This window comes from Curtobacterium sp. VKM Ac-2922, assembly GCF_022815645.1.
In the GTDB taxonomy this organism is placed as follows: domain Bacteria; phylum Actinomycetota; class Actinomycetes; order Actinomycetales; family Microbacteriaceae; genus Curtobacterium.
In genome coordinates this window covers 100186-114691 of record NZ_JALGRO010000006.1, presented here as the reverse complement: position 1 = coordinate 114691, position 14506 = coordinate 100186, and the positions used below count along the sequence as shown (strand labels likewise).

Annotated in this window: 16 protein-coding genes; 7 read left to right on the top strand and 9 right to left on the bottom strand. The window is 71.6% G+C overall.

Annotated elements, in window-relative coordinates:
* Positions 1-60 precede the first annotated feature (60 nt).
* Together MT346_RS08880 and MT346_RS08875 are read right to left on the bottom strand one after the other, a co-directional pair.
* Positions 61-609 carry a dihydrofolate reductase family protein gene (locus tag MT346_RS08880; RefSeq protein ID WP_243562627.1) on the bottom strand — a complete coding sequence of 183 codons (549 nt, stop codon included), beginning with the start codon at positions 607-609 and terminating at the stop codon, positions 61-63.
* Between the two features lie 16 nt (positions 610-625).
* On the bottom strand, positions 626-1153 hold the full coding sequence (locus tag MT346_RS08875; protein ID WP_243562625.1) for a hypothetical protein: 528 nt from the start codon (positions 1151-1153) through the stop codon (positions 626-628).
* A gap of 87 nt (positions 1154-1240) precedes the next feature.
* Here MT346_RS08875 and MT346_RS08870 point away from each other — a divergent pair, with 87 nt between their 5' ends.
* Entirely contained in the window at positions 1241-2014 is a 774-nt protein-coding gene (locus MT346_RS08870; RefSeq protein WP_243562623.1) for an alpha/beta fold hydrolase, read from the top strand.
* Positions 2015-2079: 65 nt separating this feature from the next.
* Positions 2080-2763, top strand: coding sequence for a triacylglycerol lipase (locus MT346_RS08865; protein WP_243562621.1), 684 nt, complete (start codon positions 2080-2082; stop codon positions 2761-2763).
* A gap of 225 nt (positions 2764-2988) precedes the next feature.
* On the opposite strand, the gene MT346_RS08860 is transcribed toward MT346_RS08865, so the two are convergent.
* Positions 2989-4014, bottom strand: a complete 1026-nt coding sequence (locus tag MT346_RS08860) for a LacI family DNA-binding transcriptional regulator (protein WP_243562620.1) — start codon at positions 4012-4014, stop codon at positions 2989-2991.
* Positions 4015-4043: 29 nt separating this feature from the next.
* A complete protein-coding gene (locus MT346_RS08855; protein ID WP_243562619.1) occupies positions 4044-4772 on the bottom strand; it encodes a class I SAM-dependent methyltransferase in 729 nt (242 codons plus the stop codon).
* Positions 4773-4914: 142 nt separating this feature from the next.
* Here MT346_RS08855 and MT346_RS08850 point away from each other — a divergent pair, with 142 nt between their 5' ends.
* From MT346_RS08850 to MT346_RS08840, 3 genes are read left to right on the top strand one after another with little or no spacing between them, the layout of a single operon-like run.
* Entirely contained in the window at positions 4915-5913 is a 999-nt protein-coding gene (locus MT346_RS08850) for a sugar ABC transporter permease (RefSeq protein WP_243562618.1), read from the top strand.
* Positions 5910-6857 (top strand): carbohydrate ABC transporter permease, encoded by a 948-nt coding sequence (locus MT346_RS08845; RefSeq protein ID WP_243562617.1) that lies wholly within the window; start codon positions 5910-5912, stop codon positions 6855-6857. The genes MT346_RS08850 and MT346_RS08845 overlap by 4 nt, the downstream gene beginning before the upstream one ends.
* Before the next feature lie 4 nt (positions 6858-6861).
* Positions 6862-8493, top strand: coding sequence for an extracellular solute-binding protein (locus tag MT346_RS08840; protein ID WP_243562616.1), 1632 nt, complete (start codon positions 6862-6864; stop codon positions 8491-8493).
* Positions 8494-8649: 156 nt separating this feature from the next.
* Here the strand turns inward: MT346_RS08840 and MT346_RS08835 are convergent, their stop codons facing one another.
* Positions 8650-9312 carry a CatA-like O-acetyltransferase gene (locus MT346_RS08835; RefSeq protein ID WP_243562614.1) on the bottom strand — a complete coding sequence of 221 codons (663 nt, stop codon included), beginning with the start codon at positions 9310-9312 and terminating at the stop codon, positions 8650-8652.
* A 40-nt stretch (positions 9313-9352) separates the two neighbouring features.
* Here MT346_RS08835 and MT346_RS08830 point away from each other — a divergent pair, with 40 nt between their 5' ends.
* The gene (locus MT346_RS08830) at positions 9353-9883 is read left to right on the top strand and encodes an AAA family ATPase (protein ID WP_243562613.1); all 531 of its coding nucleotides are present in this window, start codon (positions 9353-9355) and stop codon (positions 9881-9883) included.
* On the opposite strand, the gene MT346_RS08825 is transcribed toward MT346_RS08830, so the two are convergent.
* A complete protein-coding gene (locus MT346_RS08825) occupies positions 9880-10386 on the bottom strand; it encodes a MarR family winged helix-turn-helix transcriptional regulator (protein WP_243562611.1) in 507 nt (168 codons plus the stop codon). The two genes, MT346_RS08830 and MT346_RS08825, sit on opposite strands and share 4 nt — an antisense overlap.
* A 56-nt stretch (positions 10387-10442) precedes the next feature.
* Here MT346_RS08825 and MT346_RS08820 point away from each other — a divergent pair, with 56 nt between their 5' ends.
* Positions 10443-11321: an NAD(P)H-binding protein gene (locus MT346_RS08820; RefSeq protein WP_243562609.1), complete on the top strand. Its 879-nt coding sequence runs from the start codon at positions 10443-10445 to the stop codon at positions 11319-11321.
* 36 nt (positions 11322-11357) lie between these two features.
* On the opposite strand, the gene MT346_RS08815 is transcribed toward MT346_RS08820, so the two are convergent.
* From MT346_RS08815 to MT346_RS08805, 3 genes are read right to left on the bottom strand one after another with little or no spacing between them, the layout of a single operon-like run.
* Entirely contained in the window at positions 11358-12302 is a 945-nt protein-coding gene (locus MT346_RS08815) for an alpha/beta fold hydrolase (protein WP_243562607.1), read from the bottom strand.
* A 1-nt stretch (position 12303) separates the two neighbouring features.
* Positions 12304-12789, bottom strand: coding sequence for a nucleoside deaminase (locus MT346_RS08810; protein ID WP_243562606.1), 486 nt, complete (start codon positions 12787-12789; stop codon positions 12304-12306).
* Positions 12786-14489: a long-chain fatty acid--CoA ligase gene (locus MT346_RS08805; protein ID WP_243562604.1), complete on the bottom strand. Its 1704-nt coding sequence runs from the start codon at positions 14487-14489 to the stop codon at positions 12786-12788. The genes MT346_RS08810 and MT346_RS08805 overlap by 4 nt, the downstream gene beginning before the upstream one ends.
* Positions 14490-14506: the final 17 nt, after the last annotated feature.

Here is a 14506-nt window from a genome sequence, read left to right as displayed (position 1 = left end):
CGAGGGTACGCCGCCTGGGCGTCTCCCCGGTTCACGGCCTGGAGGCCCGGCTCACCGCCGTCAGTCGGCGAACGGCCCGTAGGTGCTCAGGACGTTGCCCTTGCTGGTCACGGTGCTGCTGACCAGCCGCAGGCGCGTGGGCGGGTCGGTCGGCTCGAACAGCTTGCGCCCGGTGCCGGCGATCGCCGGGTGCACCATGAGCTGGAGCTCGTCGAGCAGCCCCGCGAACAGCAGACTGCGGACGAGCGTGACGCTGCCGCACACCGCGATCTCGCCGCCGTCCTGCTGCTTCAGGTCGCGCACGAACGCGTGCACGTCGCCCTGGATCAGCGAGGCGTTCTGCCACGACAGGTCGGGGCCGAGCGTCGTCGAGGCGACGTGCTTCTCGATCGGGTTGATCCACTGGCCGAACGGGTCCTCGGGGTGGGCAGGCCACCATTCCGACCACTCGGCGTAGCTGTTCCGACCGAGCAGCACGGTGTCCGTGCGGCCCATGAACGTGCCCATCGCCGCCCCGAGCTCGTCGTCGAAGCTGTCGTACTGGAAGTTGTACGGGTCCTGCACGACGCCGTCGACCGACGCGAACAGTCCAGTAGTCACCTTGCGCATGGTCGGAGGGTAGCGCTCAGCCGTTCGTACCGGAACCGTTCGTGCCCGTACCCATGCCGGAGTCCGTGCCGCTGCCCTGGCCCGGGAACGTGCCGGTGCCGCCGCCCCGGCCGGGGAACCCGTTCGAGCCCTGCCCGGGGAACTGCGTGGTCGAGCTCGACTGGTGTGCCCCGATCGCGTGGCCGATCGCGAAGCCCGCGCCACCGCCCGCGAGCAGTGCCGCCAGGCCCACGGCGACCGCGATCACGGGCCAGAACCACGGCGGCCGGGGCTTGGCGGGCACGGTCGTCGCCACGGCGCCGTACCAGGGCGTGGGGCCAGCGGGGGCCTGCCCGTACTGGTTCGTGGGGCCGGCCGGGGCCTGTCCGTACTGGTTCGTGGGGCCGGCAGGGGCCTGTCCGTACTGGTTCGTGGGAGCGAACGGGTTCGGTGCGCCGTACTGCTGGTCGGGTCCGGCAGGCGGAGCGCTGGCCCAGCCCGCGTCGGCACGGGCAGCCTGGTCGTCGTCGCGGACCGCGGGGTCCGTGCGGGGGAGATCGTTCATGGACGACATCCCACGCCGCGAACACAAGAGGACCCGATGACGCGGCTGCCCAGCACCTGGGGAGTGCGTCCTGCGTACGCTCGAGGTGTGCGCGCGCTGGTGGAGACGGTCTCGGTCGACGGTGTGCTCGTGCGGCTCCGGACGATGGCTCCCGCCGGCCGTCGCCGTGATGCCCTGGCTCCCACGATCGTGCTGGTGCACGGCATCGGGATGTCCCACCGCTCGTTCGCCCGGTCCCAGCGCGTCCTGTCCCGCAGCCACCGCACGATCGCCGTCGACCTGCCGGGGTTCGGCGGACTGCCGCCGGTCGGACGTCGGCTCGAGGTCCACGAGCTCGCCGACGTCGTCATGTGGGCCGTGCGGTCCCGGGGCGTGCACGAGTGCGTCCTGGTCGGGCAGTCGATGGGCTCGCAGGTCGTGGTCGCCGCCGCGTTGCACCACCCTGACGCCGTGGTGTCCGTCGTGCTCGTCGGACCGGTCGTCGACGACCGGCACCGGTCGCTGCCCTGGCTGGCGGCAGCGCTCGGTCGTGACGGACTGGTCGAGGACGCCCGCATGAACGTCGTGCTGCTGACCGACTACTTCCGGAGCCTGCGGCAGTACGTGCGCCAGCTCACGCCGATGCTCCGCTACCCGATGCTCGACGCCGTGGCGGCTCTGCGCGTGCCCGTCCTGGTCGTGCGAGGCAGCCGCGACCCGATCTCCCGCAGCGCGTGGGCGGGACGCCTGACCCGTGCGGCGCGGGACGGGACCCTGGTCGAGCTGTACGGCGGGCACCACGTGCAGGAGCACCAGCCTGGGCCGTTCGCGGAACTCGTCGACGAGTTCCGCCAGGCCCGGTCGCTCGAGGCGACCCGGTGAGTGGTGGCGACCCGGTGAGCGACCCGACCACTGCGGGCGGTGAGCCGGCGCGTGTGGGGGGAGTCGTGCCTCCAGTCCGGGTGGAGGTGGTGCGGCGCGCCTGGTGGGCCGCGCTCGACTGGGTCTATGCGGCGGTGTGGCAGGTCCGGAGCCTGGGGCCGACCACGCCCGACGACTACCTGACCGGTGACGGGGCGCCCGTCGTCGTCGTGCCGGGTGTCTACGAGACGTGGCACTTCATGCGACCCCTGATGGACGCCCTGCACGACGAGGGACACCCCGTGCACGTCCTCGCCTCGTTGCGACACAACCTGCGACCGGTGCCGGTGTCGGCAGCCGAGGTGATGGCGTCCATCGACGAGCTCGACCTGCACGACGTGCTGCTCGTGACGCACAGCAAGGGCGGGTTGATCGGCAAGTACGCCATGACGGAGCTCGACCCGGACGGCCGCATCGACCGGATGGTCGCCGTGTCGACGCCGTTCGGGGGGTCGCGGTACGCGGAGCTGGCTCCCGTGGCGCACCTGCGCGTGTTCCGTGCGACGGACCCGGTGCTGTCGGCGCTGGCGCAGGAGCGCGACGTGAACGCGCGGATCACCTCGGTCTACGGCGTGTTCGACACGCTCATCCCCGGCGGCAGCGAGCTCGTCGGGGCCACGAACGTGCGGCTGCCGCTCGGCGGGCACTTCCGGATCCTCGGCGATGCGCGGACGCGCGCCGCGGTGCTGGCGGCGGCGCACCCACGCTGAGCCCGCGAGCACCGTGCGGGGCCGCACCCTGCGGGGCCGCGCACGGTGGGAGGTTGCACCCTCGTGGGGGGGGGGGGGGCCGGGGGCGGGGGGGGGGCCCCGCCCCCCCCCCCCCCCCCCCCCCCCCCCCCCACCGGGCGGCCAGCTCTGCACGGGGTAGGAACCTCGCACGGTGCTGCGCGGCGGACGAGGTCGCGAACCCCGCACCGTGCTGGGACAGCGGCCTCAGCGCGCGCGGACGCTCGCACGCTCGACGATGCGGTGCGGGATCACGACCGTGGACGGGGCCGCGTGGCGATCCGCGATCCGCGCGGTCAGCAGGTCGAGGGCGGCATCGGCGAAGGCCCGCCGGTCGAACGCCACGGTGGTGAGCGCCGGGATCGCGAACGCAGCGCCGTCGACGTCGTCGAACCCGATCACGCTGACCTGGTCGGGCACGCGGATGCCGCGGGCAGCCAGCACGTGCAGCACGCCGAACGCGATCGAGTCCGAGAACGCGAAGACGGCGTCGGGCAGCGGACCGCGGAGTGCGGACAGCCAGGCGTCGAAGTCGGCGGCAGCGTCGGCGGTCGACCACCCGGACAGCGGCACACGCAGCAAGGGGTCCGGCTGCACACCCGCCTGACGCAGCGCGGCCTCGTGTCCGCTGATGCGGAGCTCGCTCGTCGCCGTCCGCAGCCGGCGGTCCGAGCGCGGGTCGGGCGCGCCCACGGCGGCGATGCGACGGTGTCCACGGTCGAGCAGGAACGTCGTGACCTCGTGCGCCGCGGCCACGCTGTCGACGTGTACCTGGTCGACCTGCTCGGGTTCGACCTCGCCGATCACGACCGTCGGCGGCAGACCAGCGGTCGACGCCAGGACGCTGGCGCTCAGGGACACCGGGTTCAGGATCAGTCCGTCCACCAGGTGTGCCCGAGCGCGTGAGACCAGCTGTCGCTCACGCTCGGGGTCGTTCGCGGTCTGGTCGAGCTGGACGACCCAGTCCCGGTCGCGGGCGAGTTCGACGAACCAGCGGGCGAGCTCGGCGGAGTAGGCACTGCTCATCTCCGGCAGGGTCAGCGCGATCACGCCGGAGCGGCCGTTGCGCAGTCCGCGGGCGGACAGGTTCGGCACGTAGTCGAGCTGCGCCAGCGCTTGTTCGACGCGCTCGCGGGTGTCCGGCCGGACGACGACCCCGCCGTTGATGACGTTCGAGACGGTCTTCGGTGAGACCCCGGCCAGGGTTGCCACGTCCCGCACGGTCGCTCGCATGGAGTCACCGTAGCGCTCCGCCGTCCCGGTCAGGGCCGGGTGAACCGGTGCACGTGTGTGACGTACGGCACCCGCACGGTGGGGCCGGACGTTGCCGGGGAGCTGTCGAGCAGGTCCTCGACGTCGCGCAGCAGCGCCTGGCGGTCGGCCGGTTCCATCACGATCACGTAGCTGCGCGAGGCGATCATGTCGAGGAACGCCGACCGGGACTGTTCGTGTACCCACGGGAACGTCCGGTACTCGTCCTGGGCGAAGGGCTCGCCGACCATCGGCCCGTCGTACGACATGATCCGCGACTCCGGACGCTTGATGCGCTCGCCGAGCTCCGCCGCCCACGGCACGGACTCGTCGCGGATGTTCCACACGAGCCCGAGCACACCGCCGGGCCGCAGGACCCGCGCGACCTCGAGGGCACCGGCGTCGGCGTCGACCCAGTGCCACGACTGCGCGAACGTCACCAGGTCGGCGCTGGCGTCGGGCAGCGGCAACGACTCGCCGGACCCGTCGAGCACCCGCACGTCGGGCAGCGCGACGGTGAGCTGCGCGCGCATCGCCGGGTCGGGTTCGACCGCGAGGACCTCGGCTGCGCGGGGGAGCAGCGTGCGGGTGAACTTGCCCGTGCCGGCACCGACGTCGACGGCGGTTGCGACCGGGTCTGGCGCGAGCCACTGCGCGGCCGCGTCGGGGTAGCTGGGGCGGCCTCGCTCGTAGGCGTCGGCCGCTGCTCCGAACGAGTGTGCGTGCTGCTCGAAGGTCATGCCCCGATGCTGTCACGGGTTCCCGTGAGCGGTCACTGGAACCCTCCAACGACTTACAACGATGGAAATGGATGGCAACAGTTGCCAGTCCGTTGCCGTGCACGACAGGGTCGCACCAGGAATCCAACGGAGGAGGCCAGGAGTGACGAAGCTCGACGACCGCGTGCGATCAGCCGCGAAGGGGACCGACGGGACGTCACCGCCGTCCACCGTTCCCCGCCGGAAGACGACCTGGGACCGCATCCGCCGCGACCGTGTCCTGCTCTGGATGGGGCTGCCCGGCGTCGCGCTGCTGCTGGCGTTCCAGTACCTGCCGCTGCTCGGCAACCTGATCGCCTTCCAGGAGTACCTGCCGTTCGTACCGCTCGGCCGCAGCCCCTGGGTGGGCTTCGAGAACTTCGCGGTGGTGTTCAACGGTGACCCGGAGTTCCTCGGCGCACTGCGGAACACGCTCGTCATCACCCTGGTGCAGGTCGTGTTCGTGTTCCCCGCGCCGATCATCCTGGCGCTGATGCTCAACTCGCTGCTGTCCGAGCGGATCAAGCAGGTCGTGCAGTCGATCCTGTACCTGCCGCACTTCCTGTCGTGGGTGATCGTCGTGGCGGTGTTCCAGCAGATCCTGGGCGGCTCGGGGCTGGTCAACAACGCGATCCGGGCGTCGGGCGGCACCGCGATCGACTTCCTCGGCAACCCGCACGGATTCATCGCGCTGCTCACCAGTCAGGTGATCTGGAAGGACACCGGGTGGGCGACGATCCTGTTCCTGGCGGTGCTGAGCCAGATCGACACGAGCCTGTACGAGGCGGCCAAGGTCGACGGGGCGAGCCGGTGGCGGCAGCTCTGGCACGTCACCCTGCCCGGCATGCGGGGCATCATCATCCTGCTGCTGATCCTGCGACTGGGGGACTCGCTCACCGTCGGGTTCGAGCAGATCCTGCTGCAGCAGGCCTCGGTCGGTCGGGGCGCCAGCGAGGTCCTCGACACCTACGTCTACAACAACGGCGTGCTCGGTGGGCAGTGGGGTGTCGCTGCAGCGGTCGGCCTGGTCAAGGGCGTCGTCGGCGTGCTGCTCGTCCTGGGCGCCAACAAGGTCGCGCACGTATTCGGCGAAGCCGGCGTCTACCAGAAGGAGTCCCGATGACCGCCACCGAGAGCGTCACCGTCCCGCAGACCGGGACGACCGGCGGCCGTCCGAACAAGCACAAGCGCGGCGGACCCGACGCAGCGCCCCTCCCCGGACGTCTGCTCACCGGGTTCGTCCTGCTGGTCATCTGCCTGGTCGTGCTGCTGCCGTTCCTGGGCATCGTGTCCACCAGCGTCGCCCCCTCCAGCCAGGTCAACGGCGCCGGCGGGTTCGTGATGTGGCCGACGGGCCTGGACTTCGGTGCGTACGAGAGCATCTTCGCCGGTGGCGTCGTCACCCGGGCGCTCGTGGTCAGCATCGGGATCACGGTCGTCGGTACGCTGATCAGCCTGTTCGTCACCGCGATGCTCGCGTACGCCCTGAGTCGTCCGGGGTCGTACGGGCACGGGGTCGTGCTCAGCCTGGTGCTCGTCAGCCTGCTGTTCGCGCCGGGACTCATCCCGAACTACCTGGTCGTCAAGCAGTTCGGGCTGCTCGACTCGTACTGGGCGCTGATCCTGCCGACGGCGCTCAGCGCGTTCAACGTCATCGTGATGCGGTCGTTCTTCATGGCGATCCCGCGGGAGCTCATCGAGTCCGCCCGCATCGACGGTGCCGGCGACTTCGGGGTGTTCCTGCGGATCGTGCTGCCGCTGTCGAAGGCCGTCCTCGCCGTGATCGGGTTGTTCTACGCCGTCGGCTACTGGAACGCGTTCTTCAACGCGTTGCTGTACATCAACGACACCGCGAAGTGGCCGCTGCAGCTCGTGCTCCGCACCTACGTCATCAACAACGCGCAGCTCGGTGGCGCCGACCTCGGCACCAGCTCCGATGCGCTGCCCCCGCAGGCCTCGATCCAGATGGCGATCCTCGTGGTCTCCATCGTCCCCATCCTCATCGTCTACCCGTTCCTGCAGCGGCACTTCGCCAAGGGTGTCCTGACCGGAGCGGTGAAGGGCTGACGCCGTGACCGACCACCACAGCGGCCTGAGCCGCCGCGCGCTCATCGCGACCGGTCTCGGTGTCGCAGCCACGGGCCTCCTGGCCGGGTGTGACACCGTGACCCGCTCCACCGACATCAGGGCCATCAACAAACCCGTCACGCTGCCCGACTACGTGCCGTGGACCGGCGGGCCCGAGCCGGTGCTGCCGAAGACCAGTGCGCTCATGCCGAGCGCGTTCCGGAAGCTGCCGAGCACCCTCGTGCCCACCGCGAAGGTGCCCGGTGACGGGTCGACCCTGCACGGCAGCGTGCCGACGAACTCGCCGGTTCCGCCGGCCAAGGGCAGCAACCGGTACTGGCAGGGACTCGACCAGCGGATGGGTGTCGACCTCGACCTGACCATCACGCCGAACGCCGACTGGGGCAACAAGTTCGCCACCCAGGTCGCCGGGGACACCCTCGGCGACGTGTTCACCGTGTTCGGCACGTTCTCGTACCTGCCGCAGTTCCTCGAGGCCAAGGCGCAGAACCTGACCACGTACCTGTCCGGCGGCGGCATCCGCGACTGGCCGTACCTGGCGAACCTGCCGACCGCGTCGTGGCGGGGCACCGTGTTCTCCGGCGGGATCTACGGCGTGCCCGTCCCGCGTGGGCCGCTGACCACCGGGGTGCTGCACCGGCGCCAGGACCTGTTCGACCGGCTCGGCGTCGACCCGTCGTTCTCGAGCGTCGACGAGTTCACCGCGCTGTGCCACACGCTCACCGACCAGAACAGGAACCGCTGGGCGCTCGGCTCGGTGCCGACGAACATCCTGGCGTCGATGCTCGGCGTGCCCAACCAGTGGGACGAGCAGGGCGGCCGGCTCACCCACATGTACGAGGTCGACCAGTACCAGGACATGCTCGAACTGTCGCGGAAGCTGCTGGCAGACGGACTCGTGCACCCGGACAGCGTCACCGCCTACAACGGCAAGGTCTGGTTCGTGCAGGGCTCGGCCGTGATGCTGCAGGACAGCTACAGCGCGATCCCGGGGTTGCTGCAGCAGGCGGAGCCGGGCAGCGGGTTCGCCATGACCCAGGCGCCGTTCGTCGGGCCGTCCGGCGCGAAGCCGAAGCCCTGGCTCGGCGATCCGAACAACGCGATCACCGCGCTCGCCGCCGGCAACGAGGACCGCATCCGCATGGTCCTCGACGTGCTGAACTGGTGCGCGTCGCCATTCGGCACCGAGGCCTGGACCTACCGCAAGTTCGGCATCGAGGGCCGCGACTTCGAGTACCGCGACGGCGCACCCGTCCTGACCAAGACCGGCAACAGCGAGACCGCGCTCGGCGAGTTCCCGCTGCAGTACTTCACCGAGTGTCCGCTCCCGCTGTTCTACGCCGGGTTCCCGGACATGACCGAGGTCGTCTACGACTCGTTGGCATCGTGGCTCGACGACGGGATCACGAACCCCACGTACGGCCTGTACTCGCCGACGAACTCCACCAAGGGACCGGCGGTCGGCACGTTCGCGACGAACGCGATCAACGACGTGCTGCTCGGCCGTGCACCGGTGTCGTCGTGGAAGGACACGGTGCGTGAGTGGCGCCGCCGCGGCGGCGACGCGATGCGTCGGGAGTTCGAGCAGGCACTCGCGGCGCGCGCCGGCTCCTGAACCGGACCGCCCGCCGGACGGGAGGCCCGGTGCGGGCCCGCCCCGCGCCTCCTGTCCGGTGGTGGACCGGACCACCCGGACCAGGATCGCGATCGCGCCGGTGGCCGATCCGGTTCCCGGACCCCGAGGATCGTCGACCGGATCGGCCAACGCCGCTCAGGCGAGCCAGGTCGGCTCGGCGAACAGTTGCCCGACCTCGGTCAGCAGGCGCGAGGTGTGGAACCCGTCGGCGGCCGCGTGGTGGACCTGCACGGACAGCGGCAGCAGGGTGCGCCCACCTTCGTCGTGGTGTCCGCCCATCGTGATGATCGGCAGCAGGTGGTCCCAGCCCTCGCGGACCTGCAGCGAGAACCCCGAGAACGACGCCCACGGCAGCGTCGACACGTCGAACAGGTTCGCCGGGCGAGGCTGCTGGGGGAACATCGTCGTCGCTGAGCGGTGGATCGTCATCTCCTCGACCGCGGCGTCGTGGAAGGCGTCGAAGTCCGGGTCGTACGGCACGAACACCGCGCAGAACGTCTCACGCTCGGGATTGAACACCGTGAAGGCCGGGTGCACGACGTCCCACGCGGCGGGGGAGCGGTCGGGCAGCAGCGTCATCCGGAACTCGCGGTGGGCGTTGACGGCCGTGGACAGCGCCCAGATCTGGGACGCGTACGTGCGGCGGCCGGTGCGACGGACCTCGGCGATGAAGTCGGTGACGTCCACCTGCACGGTGAGCTCGTAGCGGCAGGGGACCTGGTCGCGGTAGTACGCGAAGTGCTCGCGGCGTGCCCAGGTGTCGAGGTCGATCGGCGTCGGTGCCGGTTCGGTGGTCATGCGGCCATCCTGGCAGTGAGGCCGTGCCTAGTGTGGTGTCATGACCGGTCCTGGCGCGATGACACCGACGGTGGTGCTGGTGAGTGGCGCTCCGGGTAGCGGCAAGACGACGCTCGCTGCGGCCCTCGCGGAGCGTCTCGGGTGGCCGCGGGTGAACCGCGACGAGCTGTACGCCGGGCTGATGGCGTCCGGGACGCTCTCGCGTGACGAGGTCGTGCCGCACGGGGTCCGGCTGTTCTGGGACATCGCCGCCGCGTACGCCGCCGCAAGGTGCAGCGTCATCGCCGACGCCACGCTCTACCGCGACCAGTCCGAGGCCGACGTCCGGTCGACGCTGGACCCCGTCGGCGCCGTGCTGAACGTGCATTGCCGCAGCGTCGCGGCGATGGACCGGTTCGTCGCGCGCGGGCACGATGCCGTGCTGAACGACCGGGTCCGACGGAACCTGCCGCGGGTGTCGTCGCCGCTGGACCTCGGCTGCCCGGTGCTCGAGGTGGACACCACGGACGGCTACGCACCCGAGCTCGACGCCGTCGTCGCGTGGGTGCGGCGGCAGGGAGCAGCTGGCTAGGGGACCTCGTCCGCCGGTGCGGGGCGGGAGTCCGGGCCGCCGGGTCCGTCGAGCATCGGACGGAGCGTCGTCACCAGGGCTGCCGAACTCGCGGTGTCCGGCCCGAACCACGCGTTGCTCGCCAGCACGACCGGGTACGCCTGCGCGAGCACTGCCCGACCGTCGTCGGTGAGCACGACCCGCGAGCGACGGCCCCGACCGCGCTCGGCCCCACGGTCGATGAGCCCGCGATCCGCCAGCGTGGCGACGAGCGCGGTCACGCTCTGTGGCCTGACGCCGACGGCGCGAGCCAGGTCGGCCTGCGCCAGGCCGGCCGGGGCGGGGTCGGCCGCGGTGTCCTCCGTCGTCGCGAGCTGGACCAGCACGCCGAACTCCACGGGGGTCAGGTCGAGCGGCGCGAGCACGTCTGCAAGCCGCCGTGCGAGCACCCGGGCGGCGCGGATGACGCTCCAGGCGGCGATCGCGTCGACGTCGTCGCGCGTCGGGGAGAACGGGTCGTGCATGCAGCGATGGTACCGGCGTAGGCTCTGGTATCAGGAAACTGATACAAGGAGGAACCATGACCGGAGTGGTGGCCATCACCGGCGTGACCGGAGACGTGGGCGGGAAGACGCTCGCGATCCTGGACGGCGCAGGAGTGCCCGTGCGCGCGATCGTCCGCCGACCGGCACAGGCCGAGGAGCTGGCTGCGCGGGGCATCGACGCGCGGATCGCCGACCTGGGAGACCGTGCGGCACTGGCGCGGGCGTTCGCGGGCGTCGACCAGCTGTTCCTCGTCACCGCGGCGACGCAGCAGCAGGAAGCGCACGGTACGAACGCCGTCCACGCGGCGAAGGACGCGGGGGTCCGCGCGATCGTGCAGCTCTCCGGGGGTGATGCCGCCGAACACTCACCGATGCCGTGGGCGAGTGCGATCGCGCGCATCGACGCCGTCGTCCGGGCGAGCGGGCTGGCGTGGACGATCCTGCACCCCTCGGGGTTCATGACGAACCTGGAGTCCTCGGGCCCGGCGCTGCGGCGGGGGTTCTTCCCGCAGACGATGGGCCGCGGGGTCATCGGCTGGATCGACACCGCCGACATCGCCCGCGTGGCCGCGACCGTCCTGCAGCATGGCGAGCACGACGGCGCCGAGCCCGTGCTGACCGGTCCGGCGCTCCTCGACGGCCGGGGCGTCGCACGGGAACTGTCCGTGGGGCTCGGACGCCGTGTGCGGTACGTGCACCTGCCGAGCCGGGTGTTCGCCGGTGTGCTCCGGCTGAGCGGGGTCCCCGCGTGGCAGGCCGAGGGACTGCGGGCGCAGTTCGGCCGGGTCGCCCGACGGGGGCTGGACGGGGTGGACGTCCTGACCGACCAGGTCGAGCGGATCACCGGGACACCAGCTCGACCGATGTCGGCGTGGGCGCGGGACCGCCGCGCGGTGCTGCTCGGGCACGACTGAGCCGGGTCGACCGGACAGCGGCGGACGGTGTCGGGCTCAGGCGAACCCGTCGAGGGCCGCGGTCAGTGCCGCGCTCTCCCGCGCTCCGCCGTGGCCCTCGTCCTCGACGATCGTCAGGGTGCTCGCCGGCCACCGCCGGTGCAGCAGCCACGGAGTTCGTGCCGGCCCGCTGACGTCACGGCGACCGTGCACGAGCGCCGCCGGAACGGCGGCGAGTTCCGCTGCCCGCGCCAGCACCGCCCGGTCGCCCGGCAGGAACGCGTCGTTCGCCCAGTACCGGGTGACCAGCGTGGCGAACGCCAGCCGGGCCTCCTGGCCGAGGTGTCCGCGGCCGCGGATCGACGGGTCGTCCAGCGAGACGTGCACGCTCTCCCACCGGTCCCACTCCGCTGCCGCAGCGTCGCGGTCCGCAGCGTCGTCACCGGCGAGGCGGCGGGCGTACGCCTCGACGACGCGCTCACCGGGGCGGCGGTGGGACGCCCGCTCGAACCGGTCCCAGTCCTCGGGGAACAGCCGACCGACGCCCTCGGTGATCCAGTCCACCTCGTCACGTCCCGTCGTCGTCACGGCCATCAGCGCGAGTGCTCGGACGCGCTCGCGGTGTTCGAGGGCGTAGGCGAGCGCCAGGGTCGTGCCCCAGGAGATGCCCGCGACCACCCAGGTGTCGATCCTGAGCGTCTGACGCACGTGTTCGAGGTCGGCGATCAACCGGCCGGTCGTGTGGTCCGCCAGCCGCGCCCGTGGGTCCAGCACGGTCGGGGTGCTGCGACCGTTGGCACGCTGGTCGATCCCGATCAGCCGGTAGCGTTCCGGGTCGAAGTGGGTGCGGTACCAGCCGGACCCGAGCGAGCCGCCCGGGCCGCCGTGCAACCACAGCGCCGGCGTGCCGTCCGGCGTGCCCGACTCCTCGACGTACAGCGCGGCACCGTCGTCGGTGGTGATCGTCGTCGTCCGGTACGGCTCGATGCGGGGGTACGGCACGTCAGGAGGCGTGCAGTGTCGACCACTGCCGGAACGGTGCGGTCGCGTCCTCGACGGTGACCTGCTCGGCGGTCAGCGTCCGCTCGTGCGCGGGCTTGGTGTACTCGCCGTAGAACGTGTCGAGGGTCATCAGGCGGTTGCCGTCCTCGTAGTGCTCGGACTCCTGGTCACGACTGGCGGCGAACACGACCCGGTCCGGCTGCGCGTAGTACAGCGCGCCCAGGCACATCGGGCACGGGTACGCGGTGACGTAGACGTCCAGCCCGGTCAGGTCGCTCACGCCCATCTCGGCCGCCAGCCGGATCGCGGTGATCTCGGCGTGCGCGGTCGGGTCGCCGGACTGCGTCACCTGGTTCGCCGCCTCGACCAGGACCTTGCCGTCGCGGACGATCAGGCACGCGAAGGGCTTGCCGCCCTCGCGGACGTTCTGCACGGCGCGGGCGACGACCCGCTCGGCGAAGCGGGTGTCGAGGTCGGGGGTGCTCATGCGGTGGCGGACGGTTCGGGCTCGCTCGCCGGCTCGGGCTGGCTCGCCGGCTCGGGTGCGAACTGCTCGACCAGGGCGCGCTTCAGCACCTTGCCGCTCGGGCCGAGGGGCAGCGCGTCGACGATGTGCACGACACGGGGGAACTTGTACGCGGCGATCTCGTCGGACACGTGCTTGACGAGCTCCTCGGGGGTCGCGGTGGCACCGGCACGCAGCACGACGGCCGCTTCGATCTCTTGGCCGTGCACCTCGTGCGGCACGCCGAACACGGCCGCCATCGTGACGTCGGGGTGGGTCGCCAGGACCTCTTCGACCTGCCGCGGGTACACGTTGTAGCCGTTGCGGATGATCATGTCCTTGGTGCGGTCGACGATCGTCAGGTAGCCCTCGTCGTCCTTCGTGCCGAGGTCACCCGTCCGGAACCAGCCGTCGACGATCGCGGCCGCCGTGTCCTCGGGCCGGTCCAGGTACCCGTTCATCAGGTTGTGCCCGCGGATCACCAGCTCGCCGATCTCGCCGTGGGGCATCAGCACGATGCGGTCCGCGACGGTCGGGTCCGCGATCTCGATGTCGACGCCCCACACCGGCGTCCCGATGGTGCCGGGGTGCGGGGGCGTGCCGACGTGGTTGAACGACGCGACCGGCGAGGTCTCGGTCAGCCCGTACCCCTCGTGGATGGGCGCGTCGAACACGGTCTGGAACTTCTGCAGGACCGCCAACGGCAGCGAGGCGCCTCCTGAGATCGCGTAGCGCAGGCTCGGCCGGGCCTCGGTGCGCGTCGCGGCGTCGAGGAGCGCCATGTACATGGTCGGCACGCCCATGAAGATCTCGCACTCGTGCTCGACCATCGCGGTCAGGGCGGAGTCACCGTCGAACTTCGGCAGCATCACGATCGTCGCGCCCACCCGGAACCCGGTGTTCATCGTGCAGGTCTGCCCGAACGTGTGGAACAGCGGCAGCGCACCCAGCAGCACGTCGCCGCGGTGCATGTCGAACGTGGTCATCAGGTTCGTGTTGACCTGCTCGAGCAGCGCGAAGTGCGAGCCCTCGGCGCCCTTCGGCTGGCCGGTGGTGCCGCTGGTGTACAGGATGGTCGCGGTGTCGAACGGGTCGCGGGGCACGTACCGGTCGAGCGGCGTGGCGGACTGGGCCAGGGCCTCCAGTCGGTCCGGCGCGGCTGCGCCGTCTGCGGTCGCGTCGCCGGTCGGCGCTCCGCCCGCCGGCGCTCCGCCCGCCGTCGCTCCGCCCGCCGTCGCTCCGCCTGGAGGCGCGAGCACGGTCACGACGTCGACTCCCGCCAGGGCTGCTCCCGCGGCTCCCTCGCCCAGCAGTGGCGCTGCGCAGACCAGCAGCGTCGCGTCGCTGTCGCGGAGCACGTACTCGATCTCGCGGCGCTTCAGCAGCGCGTGCACCGGCACCGCCACGGCCCCGAGGGCGAGCGTGGCGTAGTAGACGCGCGGGAAGTCCGCGACGTTCGGCAGGAGCATCGCGACCCGGGCGCCCTCGGTGACACCCCGTTCGCGCAGCGCTCCGGCGTAGGCGAGCGTCTCGGCCCACAGCTCGGCGTAGGTGGTGCGCTGGTCGCCGACGATCAGGGCGACGTCGTCCGGGAACCGGGCCGCCGACTCGGCGAGGATCGCGGCGACGGAGGCCGTGGCCTGCGTTCGACGGGGGCTGGCGGTGGGCTGGATGGCGTTCATGCCGATCTCCGTCTCCG

What these genes read in the sequence shown, in the direction of transcription:
- MT346_RS08830 (WP_243562613.1), top strand. Translation starts at nt 9,353, where the DNA reads ATGACCGGTCCTGGCGCGATGACACCGACGGTGGTGCTGGTGAGTGGC.
- MT346_RS08835 (WP_243562614.1), bottom strand. Translation starts at nt 9,312, where the DNA reads ATGACCACCGAACCGGCACCGACGCCGATCGACCTCGACACCTGGGCA.
- MT346_RS08825 (WP_243562611.1), bottom strand. Translation starts at nt 10,386, where the DNA reads ATGCACGACCCGTTCTCCCCGACGCGCGACGACGTCGACGCGATCGCC.
- MT346_RS08855 (WP_243562619.1), bottom strand. Translation starts at nt 4,772, where the DNA reads ATGACCTTCGAGCAGCACGCACACTCGTTCGGAGCAGCGGCCGACGCC.
- MT346_RS08860 (WP_243562620.1), bottom strand. Translation starts at nt 4,014, where the DNA reads ATGCGAGCGACCGTGCGGGACGTGGCAACCCTGGCCGGGGTCTCACCG.
- MT346_RS08820 (WP_243562609.1), top strand. Translation starts at nt 10,443, where the DNA reads ATGACCGGAGTGGTGGCCATCACCGGCGTGACCGGAGACGTGGGCGGG.
- MT346_RS08845 (WP_243562617.1), top strand. Translation starts at nt 5,910, where the DNA reads ATGACCGCCACCGAGAGCGTCACCGTCCCGCAGACCGGGACGACCGGC.
- MT346_RS08805 (WP_243562604.1), bottom strand. Translation starts at nt 14,489, where the DNA reads ATGAACGCCATCCAGCCCACCGCCAGCCCCCGTCGAACGCAGGCCACG.
- MT346_RS08880 (WP_243562627.1), bottom strand. Translation starts at nt 609, where the DNA reads ATGCGCAAGGTGACTACTGGACTGTTCGCGTCGGTCGACGGCGTCGTG.
- MT346_RS08810 (WP_243562606.1), bottom strand. Translation starts at nt 12,789, where the DNA reads ATGAGCACCCCCGACCTCGACACCCGCTTCGCCGAGCGGGTCGTCGCC.
- MT346_RS08875 (WP_243562625.1), bottom strand. Translation starts at nt 1,153, where the DNA reads ATGAACGATCTCCCCCGCACGGACCCCGCGGTCCGCGACGACGACCAG.